The sequence below is a fragment of the Paenibacillus sp. FSL W7-1279 genome, assembly GCF_037969845.1.
Taxonomy (GTDB): domain Bacteria; phylum Bacillota; class Bacilli; order Paenibacillales; family Paenibacillaceae; genus Paenibacillus_AQ.
Genome location: NZ_CP150215.1, coordinates 2,278,095 through 2,301,134 on the forward strand (window position 1 = coordinate 2,278,095; position 23,040 = coordinate 2,301,134).

At 49.7% G+C, this 23,040-nt stretch carries 24 protein-coding genes and 2 tRNA genes; 22 read left to right on the forward strand and 4 right to left on the reverse strand.

From position 1 onward, the window contains the following. The first annotated feature begins 145 nt into the window (after window positions 1-145). The 20 genes from MKY82_RS09875 (at window position 146) to MKY82_RS09970 (ending at window position 17,948) form a co-directional block, all read left to right on the forward strand. A complete protein-coding gene (locus MKY82_RS09875) occupies window positions 146-301 on the forward strand; it encodes a hypothetical protein (protein ID WP_194541680.1) in 156 nt (51 codons plus the stop codon). A gap of 142 nt (window positions 302-443) precedes the next feature. Beyond that, entirely contained in the window at window positions 444-2,408 is a 1,965-nt protein-coding gene (locus MKY82_RS09880; protein WP_339296028.1) for an ABC-F family ATP-binding cassette domain-containing protein, read from the forward strand. Window positions 2,409-2,561: 153 nt separating this feature from the next. Further along, window positions 2,562-3,815: an LL-diaminopimelate aminotransferase gene (locus MKY82_RS09885; protein WP_194541682.1), complete on the forward strand. Its 1,254-nt coding sequence runs from the start codon at window positions 2,562-2,564 to the stop codon at window positions 3,813-3,815. Window positions 3,816-4,131: 316 nt separating this feature from the next. Beyond that, on the forward strand, window positions 4,132-4,692 hold the full coding sequence (pyrR, locus tag MKY82_RS09890; RefSeq protein ID WP_113057195.1) for a bifunctional pyr operon transcriptional regulator/uracil phosphoribosyltransferase PyrR: 561 nt from the start codon (window positions 4,132-4,134) through the stop codon (window positions 4,690-4,692). Then, window positions 4,692-5,603, forward strand: a complete 912-nt coding sequence (locus MKY82_RS09895) for an aspartate carbamoyltransferase catalytic subunit (protein WP_194545108.1) — start codon at window positions 4,692-4,694, stop codon at window positions 5,601-5,603. Before pyrR ends, MKY82_RS09895 begins: the two co-directional genes overlap by 1 nt. A 120-nt stretch (window positions 5,604-5,723) precedes the next feature. Further along, the gene (locus MKY82_RS09900) at window positions 5,724-7,025 is read left to right on the forward strand and encodes a dihydroorotase (protein WP_339296029.1); all 1,302 of its coding nucleotides are present in this window, start codon (window positions 5,724-5,726) and stop codon (window positions 7,023-7,025) included. 60 nt (window positions 7,026-7,085) lie between these two features. Beyond that, window positions 7,086-8,222, forward strand: a complete 1,137-nt coding sequence (locus MKY82_RS09905; protein WP_339296030.1) for a carbamoyl phosphate synthase small subunit — start codon at window positions 7,086-7,088, stop codon at window positions 8,220-8,222. Between the two features lies 1 nt (window position 8,223). After that, window positions 8,224-11,433: a carbamoyl-phosphate synthase large subunit gene (gene carB, locus MKY82_RS09910; RefSeq protein WP_339296031.1), complete on the forward strand. Its 3,210-nt coding sequence runs from the start codon at window positions 8,224-8,226 to the stop codon at window positions 11,431-11,433. 19 nt (window positions 11,434-11,452) lie between these two features. Further along, complete coding sequence (gene pyrF / locus MKY82_RS09915; RefSeq protein WP_220686025.1) at window positions 11,453-12,190, forward strand: orotidine-5'-phosphate decarboxylase; 738 nt, start codon at window positions 11,453-11,455, stop codon at window positions 12,188-12,190. Then, complete coding sequence (gene pyrE, locus MKY82_RS09920) at window positions 12,187-12,828, forward strand: orotate phosphoribosyltransferase (RefSeq protein ID WP_194541687.1); 642 nt, start codon at window positions 12,187-12,189, stop codon at window positions 12,826-12,828. The genes pyrF and pyrE overlap by 4 nt, the downstream gene beginning before the upstream one ends. A 205-nt stretch (window positions 12,829-13,033) precedes the next feature. Then, window positions 13,034-13,618: a TetR/AcrR family transcriptional regulator gene (locus MKY82_RS09925; protein ID WP_220686024.1), complete on the forward strand. Its 585-nt coding sequence runs from the start codon at window positions 13,034-13,036 to the stop codon at window positions 13,616-13,618. A gap of 216 nt (window positions 13,619-13,834) precedes the next feature. Next, window positions 13,835-14,620 carry a hypothetical protein gene (locus MKY82_RS09930; RefSeq protein ID WP_339296032.1) on the forward strand — a complete coding sequence of 262 codons (786 nt, stop codon included), beginning with the start codon at window positions 13,835-13,837 and terminating at the stop codon, window positions 14,618-14,620. A gap of 69 nt (window positions 14,621-14,689) precedes the next feature. Continuing rightward, window positions 14,690-15,763 (forward strand): WXG100 family type VII secretion target, encoded by a 1,074-nt coding sequence (locus MKY82_RS09935; protein WP_194541690.1) that lies wholly within the window; start codon window positions 14,690-14,692, stop codon window positions 15,761-15,763. 14 nt (window positions 15,764-15,777) lie between these two features. Further along, on the forward strand, window positions 15,778-16,542 hold the full coding sequence (locus MKY82_RS09940) for a hypothetical protein (RefSeq protein WP_339296033.1): 765 nt from the start codon (window positions 15,778-15,780) through the stop codon (window positions 16,540-16,542). Between the two features lie 2 nt (window positions 16,543-16,544). After that, a complete protein-coding gene (locus MKY82_RS09945; protein ID WP_194541692.1) occupies window positions 16,545-16,814 on the forward strand; it encodes a DUF4176 domain-containing protein in 270 nt (89 codons plus the stop codon). A gap of 42 nt (window positions 16,815-16,856) precedes the next feature. Beyond that, on the forward strand, window positions 16,857-17,129 hold the full coding sequence (locus tag MKY82_RS09950) for a WXG100 family type VII secretion target (RefSeq protein ID WP_071223018.1): 273 nt from the start codon (window positions 16,857-16,859) through the stop codon (window positions 17,127-17,129). Window positions 17,130-17,306: 177 nt separating this feature from the next. Beyond that, a complete protein-coding gene (locus MKY82_RS09955; protein ID WP_164817394.1) occupies window positions 17,307-17,471 on the forward strand; it encodes a hypothetical protein in 165 nt (54 codons plus the stop codon). A gap of 82 nt (window positions 17,472-17,553) precedes the next feature. Beyond that, window positions 17,554-17,630 (forward strand) — tRNA-Met (locus tag MKY82_RS09960). 55 nt (window positions 17,631-17,685) lie between these two features. Beyond that, window positions 17,686-17,759, forward strand: a tRNA-Ile gene (locus MKY82_RS09965). 60 nt (window positions 17,760-17,819) lie between these two features. Continuing rightward, window positions 17,820-17,948, forward strand: a complete 129-nt coding sequence (locus MKY82_RS09970) for a hypothetical protein (protein ID WP_267907844.1) — start codon at window positions 17,820-17,822, stop codon at window positions 17,946-17,948. Between the two features lie 134 nt (window positions 17,949-18,082). Here the strand turns inward: MKY82_RS09970 and MKY82_RS09975 are convergent, their stop codons facing one another. Next, complete coding sequence (locus MKY82_RS09975) at window positions 18,083-18,286, reverse strand: hypothetical protein (protein WP_339296034.1); 204 nt, start codon at window positions 18,284-18,286, stop codon at window positions 18,083-18,085. 436 nt (window positions 18,287-18,722) lie between these two features. On the opposite strand from MKY82_RS09975, the gene MKY82_RS09980 reads away from it, so the two are divergent. Both MKY82_RS09980 and MKY82_RS09985 read left to right on the forward strand, forming a co-directional pair. Then, entirely contained in the window at window positions 18,723-19,043 is a 321-nt protein-coding gene (locus MKY82_RS09980) for a DUF3139 domain-containing protein (RefSeq protein ID WP_194541694.1), read from the forward strand. A 758-nt stretch (window positions 19,044-19,801) separates the two neighbouring features. Then, window positions 19,802-19,996, forward strand: coding sequence for a hypothetical protein (locus MKY82_RS09985; protein ID WP_162487659.1), 195 nt, complete (start codon window positions 19,802-19,804; stop codon window positions 19,994-19,996). Window positions 19,997-20,091: 95 nt separating this feature from the next. Here the strand turns inward: MKY82_RS09985 and MKY82_RS09990 are convergent, their stop codons facing one another. From MKY82_RS09990 to MKY82_RS10000, 3 genes are all read right to left on the reverse strand, one after another. Further along, entirely contained in the window at window positions 20,092-21,297 is a 1,206-nt protein-coding gene (locus MKY82_RS09990) for an MFS transporter (RefSeq protein ID WP_194541695.1), read from the reverse strand. Window positions 21,298-21,418: 121 nt separating this feature from the next. Next, window positions 21,419-22,018 carry a TetR/AcrR family transcriptional regulator gene (locus MKY82_RS09995; RefSeq protein ID WP_194541696.1) on the reverse strand — a complete coding sequence of 200 codons (600 nt, stop codon included), beginning with the start codon at window positions 22,016-22,018 and terminating at the stop codon, window positions 21,419-21,421. 197 nt (window positions 22,019-22,215) lie between these two features. Further along, complete coding sequence (locus MKY82_RS10000; RefSeq protein ID WP_339296035.1) at window positions 22,216-22,980, reverse strand: polysaccharide deacetylase family protein; 765 nt, start codon at window positions 22,978-22,980, stop codon at window positions 22,216-22,218. Window positions 22,981-23,040 lie beyond the last annotated feature (60 nt).

The window sequence follows — 23,040 nt, forward strand, 5'->3', positions numbered from 1 at the left end:
TTTGCATTTATAGGTTTTGGGGTCCCCGCAAAGCATTTGGAATAAGCATCGAAGCATAGGCTCCACTTTGTGGGGCTATTTCTCTTGCCATCCAAACCATGGATATGTTATAGTGACGATAACTTTAATGAAGGAGGTGAGCAGGATGAATATCGTGATGGTTAACAACCGTATTAGCCAGCTGCCTATAGCTATGGCTGGCATTGTTCATGCATTTCTCTACAACGGGAGAGGTCTGTCCAATTTTAATGATACGGTTTGTACCATCGCGAGAAGTCACCTGCCTGCCTACACGGATTAAGCCTATTTAAGGCTTACTATTCTTAAGGGTCTGCGGAGCTTGCTCTGTGGGCCCTTTTTGCGTTTGCAGTCCGGTCTTCTCCTTAATTTATACGCTTTGCGAACGAGTTGAATTGTTTGCAGCAAACAGGAGGAAACCTAGAATGAATATGATCAATGTACAGAAACTGACGCAATACCACGGTGCTCATCTGGTACTGGACCAGATCTCGTTTGAAATACAGGAAGGCGAGAAGGTCGCGCTTATCGGAAGGAACGGCAGCGGAAAGTCGACGCTGATGCGCCTGCTAGCGGGTCTGGATCAGCCCAACGAAGGGCTGCTGGCCATCAAGAAGGGGGCAAAAATCGGATATTTGGAGCAAATCCCGAGCCATATGGATACCTGGACGGTGCAGGATGTACTGGCACAGGGGTTGCGTCACTTGAAGGATTACCGAGCGGAAATGACGGAGCTTGAGGAAAAAATGAGTGACCCGGACATCGCCGGAGATTCTGAGCTGCTCGATCGAGTGCTGCGGAAATACTCAGCGCTTCAGGAACGGTTTGAAACAGAGGGCGGCTATGAGCTGGAAGCAAGCATCGATAAAATCGCTACCGGGCTGCAAATACCCAAGAGTGAGTACGGATCGGCTTTTGGTTCGTTGTCGGGTGGAGAACAGACACGTGTCGTGCTGGCATCGCAGCTGATTGTACAGCCGGATTTGCTCCTGCTCGATGAACCAACCAACCATCTGGATTTAGCACGCACGGAATGGTTGGAGGAATTCTTGCGCGAATATTCGGGAACTTGCGTCATTATCTCTCACGACCGATATTTTCTGGACCGGGTGGTGTCCAAAACGATAGAGATTGAAGATGGCGAGGTTTTCACTGCTCATGGCGGCTATACTGCGTTCATGAAAGATAAGGAAGAGCGATTGCTGCAGCAGTTCGCCGAATATCAAGAGCAGCAGAAAGTTATCAAGAAGATGAAGGAATCCATCAAGCAGCTTGAAGAATTCGGCCGGATTGGCGGCAATGAGAAGTTTTTCAAGCGCGCGGCCTCCATGAGACGGGCATTAGAGCGGATGGAGCGGGTCAAGCGCCCCGTGCTGGAACGAAGACAGGCTGAGTTTGACCTGAATCCTCAGGATCGTTCCGGCCGCCGCGTGGCATACTTTGAACAAGTTGAGGTTTCCTATGGGAATCAGGCGGTGCTGAGGGGGGCATCCGGTCTAATCGAATTCGGCGAGAAAATCGCGCTGATGGGCTCGAACGGCAGCGGGAAAACAACGCTTTTTAAAGTGCTGTTGGGCGAGCTGACACCCGATTCCGGTTCGCTTGAATGGGGTTCGCGTGTCGATGTCGGTTACTTGGCTCAGCAGGAGGAACCGGACAATCCGAAGATAACGGTGCTCCAATATTTCCGGGAGAAGGCCGGAGTCGAAGAGGGAGAAGCCCGAGGGATATTGGCAAGGTATCTGTTCTATGGCGCGTCCGTATTCAGATCGGTGGGGCAGCTGTCCGGAGGGGAATGGACACGATTGAGACTCGCGCTGCTCATCCATCAGAAGCCGAACCTGCTGCTTCTGGATGAACCCACGAACCATCTGGATATTGCCTCCCGTGAAGCGTTGGAGGATGCATTGCAGGGTTATACGGGGACCATTCTTGCCATTTCCCATGACCGTTATTTCGTGAATCAAGTGTCTCGCAAAGTGTGGGATTTAAATCAAGGGAAGCTGACGGTCTATCATGGAAATTATGATGATTTCCGGGATAAGAAAGAACGGCTTGAAGCTGAACTACAGGCAAAGGATTTATCAGCAGGGAGAGAGGGTATCTCGAAACAGAAGGCGGAGCCGCAGCCCCAAGCGAAGGATAGCCCTGCTCTGCTTGCCAAGAACGTAAATGCGGATCGTTCTTCCGCCGAAAGGGCCAAATGGTTGGAGGAGGAAATTGCACGTATTGAGACCCGCATTCGGCAGCTTGACGGCTGGCTTGAGAGTGAAGGCGGCGATTTACACGAGGATACGGATCTGTCGCTGCTCGAGCAGCGCTGGAACGACCGAGAGCTGTTATCCGCGAGTCGTGATGAGCTCCTTGCGGAATGGCTGGATCTGACTTAAAGTACGAATTCGAATATGAACACCATATGATTTACCAGCTCCGACCAGCCGGAAAAGTACAAATCATTTGATATATAATGCATGGCTCCAGTTATGATTTTCCTGCATATTTAGGATGAGTATGAAAGCTAGAGTAGGAGATGAATACAAATCATGAGCATGGATAAATATCAGGAAACGTACATTCAACAGAACTTTGCCAACCGGATCGGTGGTGCTAATTATGGCAAAGATACAGCCATTTATAAATTCGAGAAGATCAAAAGAGCCAAGGCAGCGGCGAAGCAGGAGCATCCTGGCACGGAGCTGATCGATATGGGGGTTGGCGAGCCGGATGAGATGGCGGATGCAGGCATCGTGGCGAAGCTGGCAGAAGAAGCAGGGAAGCGGGAAAATCGCGGCTATGCGGATAACGGAATTCCCGAGTTCAAGGAAGCAGCCGTTCGCTACTTGAAGAATGTATTTGGCGTAGAAGGCATTGATGCCGCTACAGAGGTTCTTCATTCCATCGGTTCCAAGCCTGCATTGGCGATGCTGCCATCCTGCTTCATTAATCCTGGGGACATCACCATCATGACGGTACCCGGATATCCTGTACTCGGTACGCATACCAAGTATTTGGGCGGTGAAGTTTACAATGTGGAACTGAAAAAAGAGAACGGATTTCTGCCGGATCTCAGCTCGATCCCTGAGGACATTGCCCGTCGTGCCAAACTGCTCTACCTGAACTATCCGAACAACCCGACGGGTGCCAGCGCAACGGTCGAGTTTTTCACCGAGGTCGTTGAGTGGGCCCGCAAGTATGGTGTTGTAGTTGTCCATGACGCTCCTTATGCGGCGCTGACTTACGACGGCTTGAAGCCGCTCAGCTTTCTCTCCGTCCCCGGCGCGAAGGATGTTGGCGTGGAGCTTCATTCTCTGTCCAAATCTTACAACATGACGGGATGGCGCATTGGTTTCATCGCCGGTAATCCGCTAGTGGTTAAAGCGTTTGGCGATGTGAAGGACAACAACGATTCAGGACAATTCATCGCCATTCAAAAGGCTGCCGCATACGGTCTGGACAATCCGCAAATTACGGAGAAGATCGCTGAGAAGTATTCCCGCCGCCACAATATGCTGGTGGACGTGTTGAACGGGCTTGGTTTTACAGCCGAGAAGCCGAAGGGCTCCTTCTTCCTCTACGTTGAAGCTCCAAAAGGCGTTAAAGGCGGGCGCCGTTTTGAGTCCGGCGAGGATTTCTCCCAGTATCTGATACGCGAGAAATTGATCTCCACCGTACCTTGGGATGATGCGGGACATTTCGTGCGCTTCTCCGTTACCTTTATTGCTGACGGTGAGGAAGAAGAGAAACGCGTCATTTCCGAAATTCGCAGAAGACTTAGCGATGTTGAATTTGAATTTTAGTGATATGTTATAACTCCGCTTGGTACGCGACATCATACGACTTGAATACTGTTGACATCTCCTGTAGGGTCTGTCATAATGAATTCAATCGAATAGCACCTTTAAATCAGTCCCGTGAGGCTGGCAAGGTAACGTGAACCGAGGTTCATTAACAGAAGGCATAGCTCTGTCTGCGGATAGAAACTGCGCTTTCCACACTATCTCTATGAGATCAACTCCTTGTCCAGCCGGGCAAGGAGTTTTTTTGTGTGTAATGAACTCACGGATCGTCTGAACTACAAAGGGCTAATCAAACGTTTAGAAGGAGGACTTAAGGATGAGCAACGAACAGCATGTGATTATGGACGAGACGGCCATCCGCCGCGCCCTAACGAGAATTGCCCATGAAATATTGGAAAAGAATAAGGGGATTGAGGACTGCGTCCTGGTCGGCATTCGCACACGCGGCGTGTTCCTGGCTCAGAGAATCGCTGAGCGAATGAATGAGATTGAAGGCACGCCGATTCCATGGGGAGAGATCGATGTGACTTCCTACCGCGATGACCGAGACAGCAAAGAAGCGGCTGCAGAACGGGGAGCAGGAGCGAAGCTCAGCCTGGAACATCTGAACATTCATGACAAGAAGGTTATTTTGTTCGATGACGTGCTGTACACCGGACGGACGATTCGGGCTGCGATGGACGCCCTGATGGACTGCGGACGGCCTAGAATGATACAGCTGGCGGTTCTGGCAGACCGCGGGCATCGCGAACTGCCGATCCGGCCGGATTATATCGGCAAGAACGTTCCTACCTCCAAACATGAGGAAATTACGGTTGCATTAACCGAAATCGACGGCAAGGATGAAGTGACCATTAGCCAAAGAGAGGAACGATAATCATGACAACAGCCATTTCATTGAAAGAACGTAGCCTCTTAGGTTTGAAGGATATTAGCAGAGACGAGATTGGATCGATCCTGAGTCGGGCGTCATATTGGGAAGCACAGTCCGAGAAAGTGGTGCCGGTACTTAAATCGAAATTTGCGGTTAATATGTTCTTCGAGAACAGCACCAGAACGAGATTTTCGTTTGAAATGGCTGAGAAAAGACTCGGCGCCGAGGTGATGAACTTTGCAGCGGCAGCCTCCAGCGTTGAGAAGGGCGAGTCCATCTACGATACCGTGAGGACACTGGAATCCATGGGGATCGATGCGGGCGTCATCCGGCTGAAACCCTCCGGAGTACTGCAGGAGCTGGCCAAGCGGATCTCGATCCCGCTGGTCAATGCGGGGGACGGCAACAACGAACATCCTACCCAGGCGCTGCTGGATCTGTACACGATGAAGAAATGCTTCGGAGAGCTTAAAGGATTGACGGTATCCATTATCGGGGACATCAAGCATAGTCGGGTTGCACGATCAGACCTGTGGGCATTGCAGAAGTTCGGAGCTCATGTGCAATTCTGCGCACCGGAATCGATGCAGGCACCAGAGCTAGCCCAGTATGCACCCTATGTCTCGATGGAGAAGGCACTGAAGGCAGATGTAGTGATGATGCTGAGGGTTCAACTGGAACGCCATAACGAAGGTGTATTCAAATCCAGCGCGGAATACCGGCAGCAGTATGGTTTGACGGAAGAACGGGCGGCCAAGCTGCCCGGGCATACGATGATTATGCACCCGGCACCGGTGAACCGGAACGTTGAAATCGACGATGCGGTCGTGGAAAGTCCCAAATCGATGATATTCAAGCAGATGGCAAACGGTGTGCCGATTCGCATGGCGGTTATGGAACGGGCGATGGGCTGATTCGAAATGCGAAATACGGTGTACAGGATGAATGAATATTAATATTTATACACAAATATGAATTTTTATTATACAATATACAAAGAAGCGAACGGTGCTTCTACTGCGGAGGGGACCAAGATGCAAATGCAAGTGATAAAGAATGCCAAAGTGATCAATGAACAAGGACAGCTCGAAGATAAACATATCGTCATTGCAGACGGATTGATTCAGTCGGTTACGAGTGATCTCGCAGCTTTGCCGGAACTTGGCGAGAACGTTCAGATCATCGATGCCGAGGGCAAACTGGTCACACCGGGATTCATCGATATGCATGTGCACTTGAGAGAGCCGGGTTATGAGCACAAGGAAACGATCGAGAGCGGCAGCCGCTCGGCAGTGAAAGGCGGATTCACAACCATCGCCTGCATGCCGAACACAAGACCGGTGACCGATTCGCCGGAAACCGTGAAGCTTGTGCTGGATAAGGCTAGCGAAGCGGGGCTGGCCAAGGTGCTGCCTTACGCAGCCATTACGAAAAACGAGCTGGGCCGCGAACTGACGGATTTTGAGGCCTTGAAGGCAGCAGGAGCGATCGGGTTTACGGATGACGGCGTCGGTGTGCAGAACGCACAGATGATGAAAGATGCCATGAACCAAGCAAAAGCGCTGGGCATGCCGGTCATTGCACATTGTGAGGATGACTCGCTGGTCAAAGGGGCTTGCGTGACTGAAGGCAAGTTCGCTCAGAAGCACGGCCTGAAAGGAATCCCCAACGAGTCGGAAGCAATCCATGTCGGACGGGACATACTGCTGACAGAAGCCACCGGCGTACACTACCATGTATGCCATGTGAGCACAGAGCAGTCCGTACGCTTGATCCGCCAGGCAAAAGCGATTGGCATCTCGGTAACGGCCGAGGTATGTCCGCACCATCTGGTTCTCTCTGACGAGGATATTCCCGGCCTGGATGCCAACTGGAAGATGAACCCGCCGCTGCGCACCCCGCGTGATGTGGAGGCTTGTATAGAAGGTCTGCTGGATGGAACGCTCGATATGATCGTAACGGATCATGCGCCGCACAGCGCGGAAGAGAAGGCGAAAGGCATGGAGCTTGCACCATTCGGAATCGTGGGATTCGAAACAGCATTTCCGCTGCTGTATACCAAGTTCGTTGTCACAGGAAAATGGGATCTTAGCTTGCTGGTGAAGCGGATGACAAGCGATCCGGCAAGAGTATTCGGTCTTGAATCCGGCGTGCTGGAAGCCGGTAAAGCCGCGGACCTGACGATGATTGATCTCGAAGCCGAGAAAGAAGTGAACCCGGAAGAGTTCGCAACGAAAGGCCGCAACACGCCGTTTACTGGCTGGAAGCTGAAAGGCTGGCCCGTGATGACTTGGGTGGATGGCGAAGTGAAATGGTCTGAAAAGAGCGGGTTCTAAGTAACACTTAGGCAATTGACTAATAAAATAAATTACACATAGATGACAGGAGTGATCGGGATGCAGGCAAGATTGTTACTGGAGGACGGGACGCTGTTCAGCGGAAAATCCTTCGGCGCGGATGCTGAAATGACCGGAGAGGTTGTTTTCAATACAGGGATTACAGGATATCAAGAGGTGCTGAGCGACCCGTCTTACTGTGGACAGATCGTGACCATGACGTACCCTTTGATCGGGAACTACGGCATCACGCGGGATGACTTTGAATCCATTCGACCATTTGTCCACGGATTCGTTGTTCGTCGTCATGAGCCTGTTCCTAGCAACTGGCGTGCAGAGTACAGTGTTGACAGCTTATTAAAGGAATACGGTATTCCAGGGATCAGCGAGATTGATACGCGGATGCTGACCCGGATTATTCGTCACTACGGTACGATGAAAGGGATTCTGACCACTTCAAACAAACCGGTGGAAGAGCTCAAGGAAATGCTCGGCGATACGACGATCGCTGAACTCCGCAACCAGGTGGCAAAAACCTCTACGCCGCAAATGTTTACAAGTCCGGGCTCCAAGGAGCGGATCGTTCTGGTTGACTTCGGTGCAAAAAGCGGAATTCTGCGCGAACTGACTTCCCGCGGCTGCGATGTGATGGTCGTTCCGCATGACACAACGGCTGATGAAATCCGCAGACTTCACCCGGACGGCATTCAGTTGTCCAACGGCCCTGGGGACCCGAAAGACGTTCCATACGCGGTCGACATGGTTAAAGAACTGCTTGGCGAATATCCGATTTTCGGCATCTGCCTTGGCCACCAATTGTTTGCGCTGGCTGCGGGCGCCGATACCGAGAAGCTGAAATTCGGCCACCGCGGCGGGAACCATCCGGTAAAAGAGCTTGCCAGCGGACGCTGCTACATCACTTCCCAAAATCATGGATATACCGTAAACGAAGAATCCATCAAAGGGACGGATCTGGAAGTTACGCATATTAACAATAACGATAAAACGATCGAAGGCTTGAAACACACGAAATTCCCGGCCTTCTCCGTGCAATATCATCCTGAAGCTGCACCTGGTCCGCTCGACAGCAGCTATCTGTTCGATCAATTCCTTGAGATGATAAGAGACCATAAACAGAATGAAATCCGGAAACCGCGCCAGGCGGTTCTGGCCGCAGCCGTGAAAGGAGCTCATTAATATGCCTAAAAATGATACATTGAAAAAAATTCTCGTCATCGGCTCCGGTCCGATTGTCATCGGGCAAGCAGCGGAATTCGACTACGCTGGAACACAGGCTTGCCAAGCATTAAAAGAAGAAGGTATCGAGGTTGTGCTGATCAACAGCAACCCGGCGACCATCATGACCGACACAAACATGGCGGATAAAGTATATATCGAGCCGATTACGCTCGACTTTGTTACACAGATCATCCGTCAAGAGCGTCCGGACGGTTTGCTCCCGACGCTTGGAGGGCAAACGGGCCTGAACATGGCAGTTGAGCTTGCACGCGCCGGTATTCTGGAGCAGGAGAATGTGAAGCTGCTCGGAACGCAGCTGGAGTCCATCGAGAAAGCCGAAGACCGCGATCTGTTCCGTGATCTGATGCGCGAACTCGATCAGCCCGTACCGGAAAGCACCATCGTAACGACTCTGGAAGAAGCGCTTGATTTCGCGAATGAGATCGGTTATCCGGTGATCGTGCGTCCGGCATACACGCTCGGAGGCACCGGCGGCGGTATTTGCGCAACCGAAGAGGAACTGCGCGAAACGGTGAGCTCCGGACTTCGCTACAGCCCGATCACACAATGTTTGATCGAGAAGAGCATCGCGGGAATGAAAGAAGTCGAGTATGAGGTTATGCGCGACGCAAACGATAACTGCATCGTGGTATGTAACATGGAGAACTTTGATCCGGTCGGCGTTCATACCGGCGACAGCATCGTCGTGGCGCCAAGCCAAACGCTGTCCGATCGCGAGTATCAAATGCTCAGATCGGCATCGCTGAAAATCATCCGTGCCCTGAACATCGAGGGCGGATGTAACGTGCAATTCGCGCTGGATCCAAACAGCTATCAATATTATGTCATCGAGGTAAACCCTCGCGTCAGCCGCTCTTCTGCCCTTGCTTCCAAGGCAACGGGTTACCCGATCGCGAAGATGGCAGCAAAAATCGCGATGGGTTACACCTTGGACGAGATCGTCAACCCGGTAACGGGACAGACCTATGCTTGCTTTGAGCCTACGCTGGACTATATTGTTAGCAAAATTCCACGCTGGCCATTCGACAAGTTCATCCATGCTAACCGGAAGCTGGGAACTCAGATGAAGGCCACCGGCGAGGTGATGGCGATTGGCCGTACTTTCGAAGAGTCGATCCATAAAGCGGTTCGCTCTCTGGAGATCGGCGTGCACCGACTCTACTTGAAAGGCGCGAACGAGCTGAGTGATGAAATGCTCCAGCAGCGTCTGATTAAAGCCGACGATGAGCGGATGTTCTTGATCGCGGAAGCATTCCGCCGGGGGTATGGACTTCAGCAGATTCAGGACCTGACGAAGATCGACTGGTGGTTCCTGGACAAAATCGAACGCCTGATTAAGTATGAAGAGCACATTCGCAGCGAAGCGGCACTGACATACGAAACGCTGTACGAAGCGAAGCGACTCGGTTTTACGGATCGCGCTATAGCTGAGCTGCGCGCGGAAGGCAATGCCAGCACGCACACAACCGAGGAGTCGATCGGATTCCTGCGTCGCGAGCATGGATTGCGCCCGGTTTACAAAATGGTCGATACTTGCGCGGCGGAGTTTGAAGCAACGACACCGTACTACTACTCGACGTACGAAACCGAGAATGAAGTGATCGAATCCGCCAAGGAGAAGGTCATCGTACTGGGCTCCGGACCGATCCGGATCGGTCAGGGCATCGAGTTCGACTACTCCACGGTGCACGCTGTATGGGCGATCCAGAAGGCGGGATACGAAGCAGTTATCATTAACAACAACCCGGAGACCGTCTCCACTGACTTTAATACGTCGGACCGACTCTACTTCGAACCGCTCTTCCTCGAAGATGTCATGAACGTCATTGAGCAGGAGAAACCGATCGGTGTCATCGTACAGTTTGGCGGGCAGACAGCTATTAACCTCGCTGAGCCGCTGAGCAAGGCGGGCGTGAAGATTCTGGGTACCAGCTTGGAAAGCATTGACGAAGCCGAGGACCGTAAAAAATTCGAAGCGCTTCTGTCCAGACTGGAGATTGCTCAACCGAAAGGAAAAACGGTAACTTCGGTTGATGATGCTGTAGAAACCGCGCAATCGCTGGGATATCCTGTTCTGGTAAGACCATCTTATGTACTCGGTGGACGCGCCATGGAGATTGTATACTCCGACAGCGAGCTGCTGAGTTACATGAAAGAGGCGGTTAAGATCAACCCGGATCATCCGGTTCTGATCGACCGTTACATGATGGGTAAAGAAGTGGAAGTAGACGCGATCTGTGATGGCGAGACGGTGCTGATTCCAGGCATCATGGAGCATGTAGAACGCGCAGGCGTTCACTCCGGTGACTCGATTGCGGTATATCCTCCTCAGTACTTGTCCCAGGATCTGAAGGACAAGATTGCGGAAATTACGATCAAGATTGCCAAAGAGCTGAATACACGCGGACTTGTTAACATCCAGTTCGTTATCTATAAAAATGAAGTGTACGTAATCGAAGTAAATCCGCGTTCTTCCCGGACGGTTCCGTTCCTGAGCAAGGTCACAGGCATCCCGATGGCCAACCTGGCAACACAGGCGATCATGGGCGGCAAGCTGAAGGAGCTTGGATACGAGGAAGGCATGTGGCCGGAAAGCGAACATGTATCGGTTAAAGTACCGGTGTTCTCCTTTGCTAAACTTCGCCGCGTTGAGCCTACCCTTGGACCGGAAATGAAGTCTACCGGTGAGGTTATGGGCCGAGACGTGAAGTATGCCAAAGCGCTGTACAAAGGTCTGATCGGTGCAGGCATGAAAATTCCTTCAACAGGAGCGATCATCGCTACCATCGCAGATAAGGATAAAGCCGAAGCTGCAGCACTGCTGAAAGGCTTCCATAAGCTTGGCTATAAAATCATCGCAACAGGCGGCACGGCAGCAGCATTGAAGGAAGCGGGCCTTGATGTGACCACCATTCATAAGCTGTCCGAGGGAACGCCGAACATTCTGGATATGATCCGCACAGGTGAAGCCAACTTCGTCTTTAACACATTGACCAAAGGTAAAACGCCGCAGCGTGACGGATTCCGAATTCGCCGTGAAGCGGTTGAAAACGGTGTGGTATGTATGACCTCGCTCGATACGGTTCGTGAGCTTCTGACGATGCTGGAGACCATCAACTTCTCCTCTGAAGCAATGCCGGTTGTTTAATCGAGAAGGAGGGGTATAGATGAGCGCCAGCTACAATGAAATGGCGGGCCGCCTGATGGTGGCCCTGGATTACCCGGATGCCCAGCGCGCAAAAGCATTGGTGCAGCAGCTGGAGGGCATCCCGTGTTATATGAAGGTCGGCATGCAGCTGTTCTACGCAGCCGGTCCGGATTTTGTCAAGGAATTGAAAGCAAAAGGTTATTCCGTATTTTTGGATGTGAAGATGCATGATATTCCGAACACGGTAAAAGGCGGGGCGAACAGCGTAACGCGGCTGGGTGTGGACATGTTTAATGTCCATGCCGGCGGCGGGGCTCTCATGATGCAGGCGGCAAAAGCCGGGGCGGAGGCCGCAGTGGCGGACACCCCGGGTCTTGCCATGCCTACCATCATTGCGGTAACCCAGTTGACTAGTACGAGTCAGGATGTCATGAATAACGAAATCGGTATCCCGGGCTCGGTAGAAGATGCGGTCGTACGATATGCGAAGCTGGCTCAGCAAGCCGGGCTGCATGGCGTCGTCGCTTCATCGCTTGAAGTGGAGGCCATAACATCCGCATGCGGACAAGCGTTTAAGACCGTTATACCAGGTATTCGTCCGGCCGGTGCGGATATCGGAGACCAGGCACGGGTTCTTACACCAGGGGAAGCCATCCGCAAGGGCAGTCATTATCTGGTTGTCGGCCGCCCGATTACGGAATCCCCGAACCCGAGACAAGCAGCAGAACAGATTATTGAGGAGATGATTCAAGCATGAGTACACTCGCGAATATTCCACATCAGATCGCATCTTATTTGCTGAAGATTGAGGCCGTTTCCCTTAGGCCCCATCAGCCGTTTACATGGACGTCGGGAATTAAGTCCCCGATCTACTGTGATAATCGCTTGACGATGTCTTTTCCCGAGATTCGCGACTACATTGCTGAATCGTTCGCAGCCGTCATCCGGGAGCAATATCCGGAGGCCGAGGCCATTGCCGGTACGGCCACAGCCGGGATTCCGCATGCGGCCTTTGTATCCCAGAAGATGAATCTGCCAATGTCTTATATTCGGGACAAAGCAAAGGGCCATGGCAAGGAAAACCTGATCGAAGGCTTGATCAAGCCCGGTCAAAAGGTGGTTGTGATCGAGGATCTGATCTCCACGGGCGGCAGCTCGCTAAAAGCGGCGCAAGCGGTCAAGGATGCAGGAGCGGAGCCGCTGGCGGTATTGGCTATTTTCAGCTACCAGCTGGATAAAGCAGTGCAAGCCTTCGCCGAAGCTGGGATTCCGCTGCAGAGCTTGTCCAACTACGGAGCGCTGATTGAAGTTGCGCTATCCGAGAATCGGATTCAGGAACAGGATGTGGAGCTTCTTCAATCCTGGAGATCGAATCCTGCTTCCTTTGGTGTGTAAACAACGTATACAAGCTAGGATAATCCGGCTGTCGCCTTTGTGAGTTATCGCAGAGCGGCAGCTTTTTTATATTCCAAAGCCAAAGATAATCCCCGGATGATGCCGGGTTGACAGCGGATGGCTGGATCGTTACATTAGGACTGTACGCGGCTGCAGCCAGCTATCGGTGTCCTTATGCTTATATAGAAGGGATTTAGTCTAACAGATGAATGCAAAGAAAGAAGCAGTGCTTGAAGCCGGGAAGCGGTTGTTCATGGAGCAAGGGATTTTGCAGACGAGCATGGAGCAGATTGCCGAAGCGGTCCCCGTTTCCAAAATGACGATTTATAACTACTATCAGAGCAAAGAGGGCTTATTGGAGCATGTGGTGGACCGGATGGTCGAGGAGCTCATGGCGCTGTACCGTGATATTATGGATCAGGCAAAAGATCCGCTTGAGGCGTTAAAGGTCTTTTACAGGGATCAGGACAAATTTTCGGCGTTGGTATCCCAGAAATTTGTGGCGGATCTGGCCAAATTCCCGGAGCAGATGGACAAGCTGCTTCAATTCAACCAGAAATTCGTTGTTCCGGAATTCGAAATGCTGATCTTTAAAGGCCAGCAGCTTGGACAGATACGGAAAGATATCTCTCCCCAGGTACTGGTCGCATTCCTGACTTTCATCAAGGAATTTACGGCACGGACCGAATGGTACCATGGTTTGGGAAGCTTGAACGCGGTCAGTGAACAGCTGATGACGATTCTATATCACGGAATTATCCAGCAGGAAGATCCGACTAATCTAATATGAGTATAAGAACATTCCAGAGGTGATTTCGATCCGGGAATGTTTTTTTTATAATTTTATTGATGAATCGTTTGAAGATCGGCTGATTTGGGTATATGTTCCTATAAATTTAGGGCCACGACTTGGTAGAGGGGAAGGAGACGTCTCACCTATAATAGTAATGATAACCTCAGATTTAAACACAAAATAGGCGGGACTGACCGTAAGGAGGAGAGATCTTTGGAAGTTTCATCCAGGATCAAACTGACCGGCAAACAATTCTTTGTACTAACCGGCATCGTCGGTGCGCGGGCTGTCATTGGGTTAGAGGACCCTTTTCGCGGAACGCTGGCCGAGGAGATGCCTGTAGAGGTGGCCAAGATTGAGCAGGAGCTGCAGGAGAAAGGATTGATCGATACGGCGGGTAACGAGCCGGTTCTTGTGCAGGAACTGCTGGAATACATAGAAGTATGCAGCCGGACCCTGTTAACGATACATATGAGGGTGTCCGGTTCCGACGAAGCGCAGAAGGAGTGTTTCAATTATTACAGTTCAAGTCTGGTTGTAAAGGCCGATATTGAAAGCGGGCCTGACGGAGCGAGAGTCTATGTGCTGGAAGCGCTGGGAACCCCTTCGGAGGCTTGGCTTAAAATCATCAGTCACCTGCAGCTGGAGGATAGGAAGAACCGGGATACAGCTCCATTGGCTATGCCTAAAGGCTGGTTCCAGCAATGGATGAATGCCGAGCAAGGGGAGCAGGAGCCTCGGAAGTATTTGCTTGCACAAGGCTACCCGGAATCGGTCGTTTCCGCCTTGGCCGATAGCGTCAGCCATCCGGAGAGATATGCAACCTTCACAGCGTACTATTGCCCGGATCTGAACTGCAGAATACAGGGAATCGAACTGTTGAGAGGACAGCATTCCAACTGGCTGATTCGCAATGAAGGCGAAGAGGATCAAATTTGGGGCGCCACGGTAACGGAAATTATTCGGGAGCTTGGCGCGGTCATTGAGCGCATTAAGTGAGAAAGGGCTGCATCATGATCCTGTACTTTCAAGTTATACCTTCTCGATCAACGATATGGAGGATTAGTTATGACTAAAATACGTGTGGTACCTGACATGCTGAACCAGCAAGGAGCAGCGGTATCTGATATTGCACGAGAAGTTCAGCAGCTTCAGGAGCGCATGCAGCAGCGTATCCAGAGCATGTCCTGGGAGACGCGTCATCGTGCCCAGGTCGAACAGCGCCTGGCCCAATGCAGGGCCGCTTGCCAGTCGGTGGTTAGCCGTCTGGAGCAAAATCGAGGGCAACTGGTGAAAAAGGCGGGTGATTTTTCGCAGACGGATCAATCGCTCGGCAGCAATCTCAACTTCGGCAAGCAATCGGTTGCCCAGGTTAGTCCGCATCTGCTGCTTCAGGCGAGTCTGGCACAGAACGGGAACAAGAACACGCACCCGCCCGTGACGGCAGCGGGGGTTGAATTCAATGCGCTTGCGCCTTTCGGCGGAACGGCGGATCAATGGAAGAGTAATCCGCTAGCGGCCGCAGGGGTATTGTTCGGAACGGCAACGGCATCGGGTACGATGTACAAATACTGGGATATGTACCGGAACGGCTTTGGCGTGTGGCTTGAGAAAGACAAGCGCGGCAATATGAGAGCCAATGTGACGAACGGGATGCTGGCTAATATCCGCAAAAAATCCTATGCCGAATACAACTGGCGGAATCACCCCCGAATCCCGAAATACGTCCTACCCGGCGCGGCTGTTAAAGACTCGCTAAGCTGGAAGGGCGGTAAGCTTGGTTATGCAGGCATCGCCATGCAAACGGTGGGAAATCTGGTGACGAATATCAACGAGAACAAGAGCGGGGCAAAGATAGCCGGAGATGCTGTAGTTGATGTGGGTGTCGGTGTGGGTACCGTCGTAGCATCCGCTGCGGCTGGCGCTAAGGCAGGCGCGCTGATTGGGACAGCAGTGGGCGGTCCGATTGGCACCCTTGCGGGTGCGGCCATCGGTTTTGGCGTATCGGTGGGTGCTTCCTATGTTATGGACGGCATCAAGTTTACGGATTTTGACGGGGACGGGAAGAAAGATACCGTAACCGAAGGATTGAAAATGGGGGCGGAGAAGATAGGTTCAACGATTGCCGGATGGTTCAAATAAAGGGAGTGTCATGGATGAGCGCAAAGATTTCAGAGGAAGAACAGTTTCATTTCCGGCTGATCCCGGCCGAGCAGATACGGGGCGGCATCGTTTGTTTTTTATTCATTATGCTGATCCCTGCGCTGGTCACGCTAGCAGCGCCGATGATGTCGGTATATATGTATGTGGCTGCGGCGGTGTGGGTGGTTATGCTGCTATGGGGAATTGGCCTGAGTGCAAATCCGTACCGGTCTGAAGTCGGTTTTGTGCTGTATTTGGGAATATACGGACTGGCTCTGGCGGTCACTTGTCAGATCGCTATCCTCAAAATGATGTATGACATGGCCGGAGTTGAATCGATTCTGTATGGGCTTAGTTCGGCAGCGGTGATGCTTCTGCTTCTCCTTGTGTTTTATGTGCTGCATTTTAGAGCGCTGCAGCAAGGCACCTACCAGTCTATGGAGCGCAATGGCAGCGTCGGTAAAGCGGGCAAAGCGGCCTTACTGTTTGCGGCTATAGGTTATACGGCTTATTACGTCGTGGTGGCGGTAACCGGCGATCTCGGCGGATTTGTAATGGGCATGGCGGCTTTTTCCGTGTTGTTGATTCTCGGTCTGTACATGGCCGTTGTTTTCATTCATCGGTATTTGTTCATCCAGAACAACATGGATAAGCTAAAAGCTCATTATCCCGTATTGGGATTGCCGAAGGAGCAGCGGAACGCCGCGTTTCTGAATAAAATGAATCAGGGCCGTACGCCTGCGGCACCGCACCGGAAGAGCAAGAAAAGGAGAGGGTAGTTATGACGCAGCAGCTGCTGCCAAACGGATCGATAGTCATTTTGAAAGAAGGCGAGAAGAAGCTCGTGATCTATGGTCGAAAGCAAATTCTGGCGCTTGATCAGCCGCAGATGTTCGACTATTTAGCTTGTCCATATCCGGAAGGTTATGTCAGCCCGGAGTTTGCCTACGTCTTTAATCATGAGGATATCCAGGAGATTATATTTACCGGTTACCAGGACGAAGAGGAAGAACAGTTTCAGATCGTACTGGCTGAGACGAAGCCTACATAACAAACGAGAAGATATCTATAAAGGGAGGAGTGAGGTAGATCCATGTCAGGACGCATAGAGGTATCCCCCGAGGAGCTGCGCCGCGCTGCGGCAGACATTCGAAGCGGGAGTGACTACGGCGGAGAATTGGTCGCCCGATTGTCCCAGGTCATTGAAACGTTGAATGCCGAATGGGAGGGCGTTTCCCAGCAGCGGTTTCGTACGGAGGCCGAGGAGACAAAGGCGCAGCTGATGAATTTCATCCAGATGATGAATTCGATGGAGCAGGAGCTTATGAGCATTGCCGCCCGATTTGCGGAGGCTGACGGCCAATAGGCGCGGTTTACCTAAGGTGACAATCAATCGTATCCGTATCACGATGTGGTAAGGGTATGGCTGATTGTTTTTTTATCGGGAGATCGCGAAGAAGTTTGTTGATCTGTGTTTTTTTTGTGGAAGAATGGACATAATATGACAGCATTACATTATCATTCGGGTAAGGAGTCGCATAGGATGAATTGGGTATATTACGGAAAGCTGTATACAAGCAAATTTCAGGCAGGGTGCTTTGCGAAACGTTTGGAGCAGGATGGCTGGCTGTTCGGGTATCATGATCCGCGGATGGTGGAGGTTTACCGTTCCAAAAAGGGCCGTTATGGCGTGCGGTTTATGCCTTGAGGAAATTCCATTAAAACAGTACTTGACTTGATGTAGGGTTATGGTGTATATTTATTCTTGTCGCTGTTTGATACAGCATTGACGCGGGGTGGAGCAGTTCGGTAGCTCGTCGGGCTCATAACCCGAAGGCCGCAGGTTCAAATCCTGCCCCCGCAACCAAATTTTAAACGATGTATGTATGACGTCCTTATGTTTATGTGTACATGTATGTTCAGGGCCCTTAGCTCAGTTGGTTAGAGCGGTCGGCTCATAACCGACTGGTCGGGGGTTCGAGTCCCTCAGGGCCCACTTTATCGAAAACCCTTGCGATGCAAGGGTTTTTTGCTGTTTATAGGGCTGTTTAGTTGCATGAAAAACTCTGGTGAAGAAGTAGGGAACTTTGATTTGCTAACGGCAGCTATTTATCCACAGGATCCAGAGATTAAAATGACTTTTCCATTTAAAGCAGCGTTACCGAAATTTGGTGTTCCTAAGTAACAGTGATGAGTTGATCCCCCTGCTCTATCTCCAAATCCAAGAATAGCACATAAGAAAGGTGTTCTTGAATTACTAAGGAATGCTGCGAAAATGACACCTTATCTATCGTTAAAAAAATACTTTTAACCTAAGGGTCATTTTTTTGGCGCCGTTGAATGATTGCTTTTTCCCTCTTTCGTTTTCAAATTTATATAGAGAAGAATGCACCCAAAGAAAGATATTTCAACTGCACCAGTAAAAAACCGCATTAAATGTGTTTCTTTGAAATCAAATAAGATATGCCCCGTACAGTATAATGCCGAAAGAACCATAACCCATCGAAGTATTGCTTTTTTCATCAGTAGTCACCTCTTATTTAAGACAATTATACTTCAAGCAGTAGAACAACTGTCTTTTTATTTTATTAAATATTCTGGTTTGACAAGGACAATGAAGATATTCCAGGTATCAAACAAACTAAGCCATACTGATCATTTATCAGTATGGCGTTTTTTTATATTGAAAATCTTATACAATAAATCCAGTAAACACTGGCGTCCGAAACATCCCTGACGTCGTCCATTTTCAAAATTTAACCGCCCCCGGATTGTCGGATTGTCGGATTCAAATATTCAAAAGTTTTGTCCTCACCCGTTACAAGAGAGCGACTATGTGTATTAAAAACATACAGGATCAATTAGTGTTAATGTTTGATTTGGAGTAGGCCCTAAAAGGGCATTAATAACATATTGAGATATGTTAGAATATCAACTAGATTGGAGGGACTATCTATTTATGAAACAGAAAAAGATTTTGATTGTTTTTCTGTTACTTGTGCTGATTATTGTCGGTGTTTTTTATACTTACCTTCAAGTGAAATACAATTCTCTCGAAAGAAGTTTGAGAAATCATCTGATTAATGTTGAGGGATACTCTGATTCAGATATTATCAGTATTAAAGCAAAACTTAGTAAAATGCCTACATATCCCGTTTATGTTAGGTTTGCAGATGATCCAAATACAGATTATATCTTTACAGATGGAAATGCTGATACACCCATATGGCGCCAACTTGATCCTAAAAAGCCAATAAGATTATCTGGTCAGCGTGACTAGATGAAAATCTTGCTGTTTTGAAAAATGTATAAATCACCATTTAGAGGCTATAGTCAAATTGAGTGATGCTTCTCCCTGTTGAACTTTACTTGTCTCCACTTACTTATGAGAGTTAACGTGGGAAAGAACCCTGCTGGCTTTAGGCAGAGGGGGTTCTTTTTGGCGTTCTGGTTTTTAGCGGGGCCGTAAGACCAATATAATCAAAAATATCCTCAATGATTCCGCCCCTTCAATGTATTATTTTCCAGTCTATCAGATTTCTATAAATCTGGGCGCCCGATTGAATTCAAGACTTGCGCTAGGACTAAAGAACAAGCGCCAATTATCAGCAAGATAAGAACCATGATAATAACAAACTTCTTTCCGTTCATCATTTTCACCTCGGAAGGATTATACCAAATATTCAACACCCAATGGAACAAGATCCAGGACTACTACACCCTTATTTCTACAGACGAGTGCAAGATACAGCAAGCAGGAGATTATTCTCTCCACTGTATCGGACAACTGATTTTATTAGTAGCTGATTTGCTGTTCTTCCTCTTATTCGTTTGTCTTGACTAATCAAATTACTTTACTATATGGTCGAGATAATTTTGAATTCAACGATTTGCCTCCGGGAGATCGATGATTCGGCCAAGCGAGATTTGTAATCGGGGGCGACTTACGGTACATTTTAATGGAGTCGTAGGGGAACAGACTTATTTATACGGCTGCTGCTGGTTGGATGCAGCTCATTTTAGCATATAGGATGGGGGATGAAGGTGTCAGAGTGGGTATTAAATCAGTCCTGGGGACTTCCGGTGTTGCTCGCCTTCTTGGTGATCGTATTTGTATTTGAATCAAGGAAGGCTTTCAAGGCATATAAAGAAAAAAGACGGTTTGAGTTGGGATGGTCTCTATTGTTTGCCCTGGTGGCTTTATTGGCGATGATTGTCCTGGTGGCCTATTAAAAATACATAATCAAAAACAGGACCCCGCCCAGAAGCTTCCGGCGGGGTCTTGTTCAATGATTAGCTGTAAACGGTCAGGAAGTCGTTACCTTTCGTCACCGTTCATTCATGACGGCCTCTGTAGCGGTCCAGGCTCTGCCTGCACGCATGGCCAGGAAGAAGCAGAGGATGAGAACGATGGACGCGGAGATATAAGGAAAGTTGATGTCCAAATCAAACAGATATCCTGCAACCAGCGGCCCCGCAATATTTCCCAGACTGGTGTACGCCGAGTTCAGGCCGGCCACGTAGCCTTGCTGATCCTTCGCCAGCTTAGACATTTGCGTTCCGATAGCGGGACGCAAGATGTCGATCGACAGGAATACCAAGAAGGTTACAAGGAATATGAGCCAGTATTTATGCACGAACAGGGTTAACAGGATACAGATTCCCGCGGTAAGCAAACTGAGCGTAATGACTCGTTTCTCACCGAAGCGGTTCAGGATCCAACCGAATATCGTTGCTTGGACGACGGCACCCGCAATCGACCCAAACGTGATGATCATGGCAATATCTTTAGGGGTGAACCCGAATTTATGATCCACAAACAGGCCGAACACCGTTTCATAATTGGCAAGCCCGAACGATAGCACAAATACAATGATCAAACTTAGGAAGTAAGGTTCCTTAAAAGAACGCACCAGCTGAACGGCCAAGCTCTCTTTCTTCCGACCCAGCACGGTAGGTGCTTCCTGCTTGGCGGATGATTCCGGTAGCAGCAGCAGCGTTACCAGCGCGGCAATACCTCCCGCAACAGCCGCGGCGTAGAAAGGAACGCGAATGCCAAACTCGGCGATAAATCCTCCGATACCCGGTCCGATGATGAAGCCTGTCGTAATCGCAGCATTAATGAACCCCATGCCTCTGGCGCGTTCCTCATTCGAGGTCACGTCAGCCGTGTAGGCCATAACAGCGGGCATAATGAGTGCAGCGCCGATACCGCCCAGCATTCTTGAGGCAAACAGGAGCGGCGGTGTGCTGGCAGCTCCGAACAACCATTCCGATACGGCGAACACCATCATGCCGGAGATTATGATTTTTTTACGACCCATGGTGTCTGACAATCTTCCCGCAAGTGGGGAGAATAACAGCTGTGTTAATGAAAAAGCGGCAACGAGCATACCTACCGTGCTGCCGCTGATATGCAGTTCCGTCATATAGGTTGGCATAATAGGTATGACAAGCCCGATCCCGGTGAAGACTAGAAATATATTGAACATGAGGAGCAGAATGGCTCCATTGTTTCGCATGAGTAATGACATGATGATTCCTCCAAAAATAAAAGACGATTTAATAAAGACATATGATGAAATGATTGTAATTCGGTTACTTATATACTGAACGTTCGGTTTGTGATAGTGCATGAAAAAAAGTATTTATTTTTCATGATTTCTTCTCAATGCCATGCAGAAATACTTTGATGGCGGCATGATAAAGGGCAAGCGCGTTTTCAACCTTCGTTATACGCGACATCTGGCTTAAGCCAACAATGAGGCTCTCAAAGATAACGGACAGCTGCTCCACATTATGATTCTCAAACTCCCCGCGATCCATCCCTTGCTGCAGCACTTTCTGATTGAATTCCAAATGGCTCCTAATAATCTGGACGACTCTTTGTTCTACTTCTTCGCTAACATCACCATTGCTGTTTATAAATTCATCAAGCGCCTTAGAGAAGGGGTGGTTCAGATCATCAAACACCAATTGATCGGCTATTCCATACAGCTTGTCAACGGTGGTGGTGTAATGCTGCTCTTTGCTGTTCCATTTCTGTTCCCACTCGAGGTCCCATTCCTCAACCAGATACAGAAACAGCCCTTCCTTGCTCTTGAAATGATAATAGATATTCCCTTTGCTGCTGCCTGTGGCTTCAACGATTTCCTCTATTGACGTTGATTTGTAACCCTTCTGCATAAAAAGAGCCTTGGCGGCTTCCGCTATTCGTCGCTTGGTATCTTCGGTTTGTTGTTGTTTTTTATTCACGCATGCACCCCCTTATAGCCTTGAAAGCTATTCGAAATTTATATACTGAACGTTCGTTCTGTATCTTATCAAATGGAATTGATATATTCAAGAGGAAATTAGACTCTGTGTTTTTCCGATCCAACCGACTTCGAAAAAATACCCGTTACCATCAGAAGGCAGCGGTTATTCTAGAACGTTGTAGGTCATCCATTCCCTTAATGGTTTACTTCAATGAACTTACGCGTTTTCTCGTGATAGGAGAGCAGCTCCGAAACGGTCACAAACTCGTAGCCTCTCTTTTGCAGCTCCGGTAAAATCACTTTGAGAGCCTCTACCGTCTGTGTACTGCTTGGCACAAAGTCGTGCATCAGTACGATGTCTCCATTATGGGCATTATCCAGCACTTTTTTAACGATCCGGTTAACGCCGGGCTTTCGCCAGTCGAGCGTATCCTGATGCCATGACCATAATACGGTCAGCATACCGAAATCCTTGCTCGTGCGGACAATTGCTTCATTATAGCTGCCTCCCGGTGGACGAAACAGGACGGTTCGAATGCCGGTTGCCTGAAAGATCGCATCTTGCGTCTGGTTTAACTCGCTTGTTAACTTGCTGACATCAATATTGTGAAAAGGAGGATGGGAGTAAGAGTGATTGCCGATTTCATGGCCTTCCTGCAGCTCCCGCGCTACGATCTCGGGGTGCTTCTCCACCCGGCTGCCAACAACGAAGAAGGTGGCTTTTGCGTCATATTGCTTTAGCAGATCCAGAATTTGAACGGTGTTCTGCGCGTCCGGACCATCGTCAAAGGTAAGAGCAATTACTTTATTGTGAGTGGGGACTTCCCATACTATCTCGCCTCGTTCCTCATAATAACCCCTGCCCTTGGAAGCGGATGGCGCATGGCTGGCGTTGACAACATGTTGATGGCAAAGGGAGATGGAGAGAGCGATCCATATGACGGTTGAGAGTTTTTTCATGGTGAGCGGTATCCTTTTCTCTGTTGTTCTAGTCTTCGCATATGACATGACAGTGCAAGC

Coding starts and splice junctions, on each gene's coding strand:
- pyrF (WP_220686025.1), top strand. CDS start 11,453: ATGAGCGCCAGCTACAATGAAATGGCGGGCCGCCTGATGGTGGCCCTG.
- MKY82_RS09955 (WP_164817394.1), top strand. CDS start 17,307: ATGAATTGGGTATATTACGGAAAGCTGTATACAAGCAAATTTCAGGCA.
- MKY82_RS09945 (WP_194541692.1), top strand. CDS start 16,545: ATGACGCAGCAGCTGCTGCCAAACGGATCGATAGTCATTTTGAAAGAA.
- MKY82_RS09970 (WP_267907844.1), top strand. CDS start 17,820: ATGAAAAACTCTGGTGAAGAAGTAGGGAACTTTGATTTGCTAACGGCA.
- MKY82_RS09935 (WP_194541690.1), top strand. CDS start 14,690: ATGACTAAAATACGTGTGGTACCTGACATGCTGAACCAGCAAGGAGCA.
- MKY82_RS09940 (WP_339296033.1), top strand. CDS start 15,778: ATGAGCGCAAAGATTTCAGAGGAAGAACAGTTTCATTTCCGGCTGATC.
- MKY82_RS09885 (WP_194541682.1), top strand. CDS start 2,562: ATGAGCATGGATAAATATCAGGAAACGTACATTCAACAGAACTTTGCC.
- MKY82_RS09875 (WP_194541680.1), top strand. CDS start 146: ATGAATATCGTGATGGTTAACAACCGTATTAGCCAGCTGCCTATAGCT.
- MKY82_RS09985 (WP_162487659.1), top strand. CDS start 19,802: ATGAAGGTGTCAGAGTGGGTATTAAATCAGTCCTGGGGACTTCCGGTG.
- MKY82_RS10000 (WP_339296035.1), bottom strand. CDS start 22,980: ATGAAAAAACTCTCAACCGTCATATGGATCGCTCTCTCCATCTCCCTT.
- pyrE (WP_194541687.1), top strand. CDS start 12,187: ATGAGTACACTCGCGAATATTCCACATCAGATCGCATCTTATTTGCTG.
- MKY82_RS09950 (WP_071223018.1), top strand. CDS start 16,857: ATGTCAGGACGCATAGAGGTATCCCCCGAGGAGCTGCGCCGCGCTGCG.
- MKY82_RS09990 (WP_194541695.1), bottom strand. CDS start 21,297: ATGTCATTACTCATGCGAAACAATGGAGCCATTCTGCTCCTCATGTTC.
- MKY82_RS09925 (WP_220686024.1), top strand. CDS start 13,034: ATGAATGCAAAGAAAGAAGCAGTGCTTGAAGCCGGGAAGCGGTTGTTC.
- MKY82_RS09880 (WP_339296028.1), top strand. CDS start 444: ATGAATATGATCAATGTACAGAAACTGACGCAATACCACGGTGCTCAT.
- pyrR (WP_113057195.1), top strand. CDS start 4,132: ATGAGCAACGAACAGCATGTGATTATGGACGAGACGGCCATCCGCCGC.
- MKY82_RS09905 (WP_339296030.1), top strand. CDS start 7,086: ATGCAGGCAAGATTGTTACTGGAGGACGGGACGCTGTTCAGCGGAAAA.
- MKY82_RS09975 (WP_339296034.1), bottom strand. CDS start 18,286: ATGAAAAAAGCAATACTTCGATGGGTTATGGTTCTTTCGGCATTATAC.
- carB (WP_339296031.1), top strand. CDS start 8,224: ATGCCTAAAAATGATACATTGAAAAAAATTCTCGTCATCGGCTCCGGT.
- MKY82_RS09980 (WP_194541694.1), top strand. CDS start 18,723: ATGAAACAGAAAAAGATTTTGATTGTTTTTCTGTTACTTGTGCTGATT.
- MKY82_RS09900 (WP_339296029.1), top strand. CDS start 5,724: ATGCAAATGCAAGTGATAAAGAATGCCAAAGTGATCAATGAACAAGGA.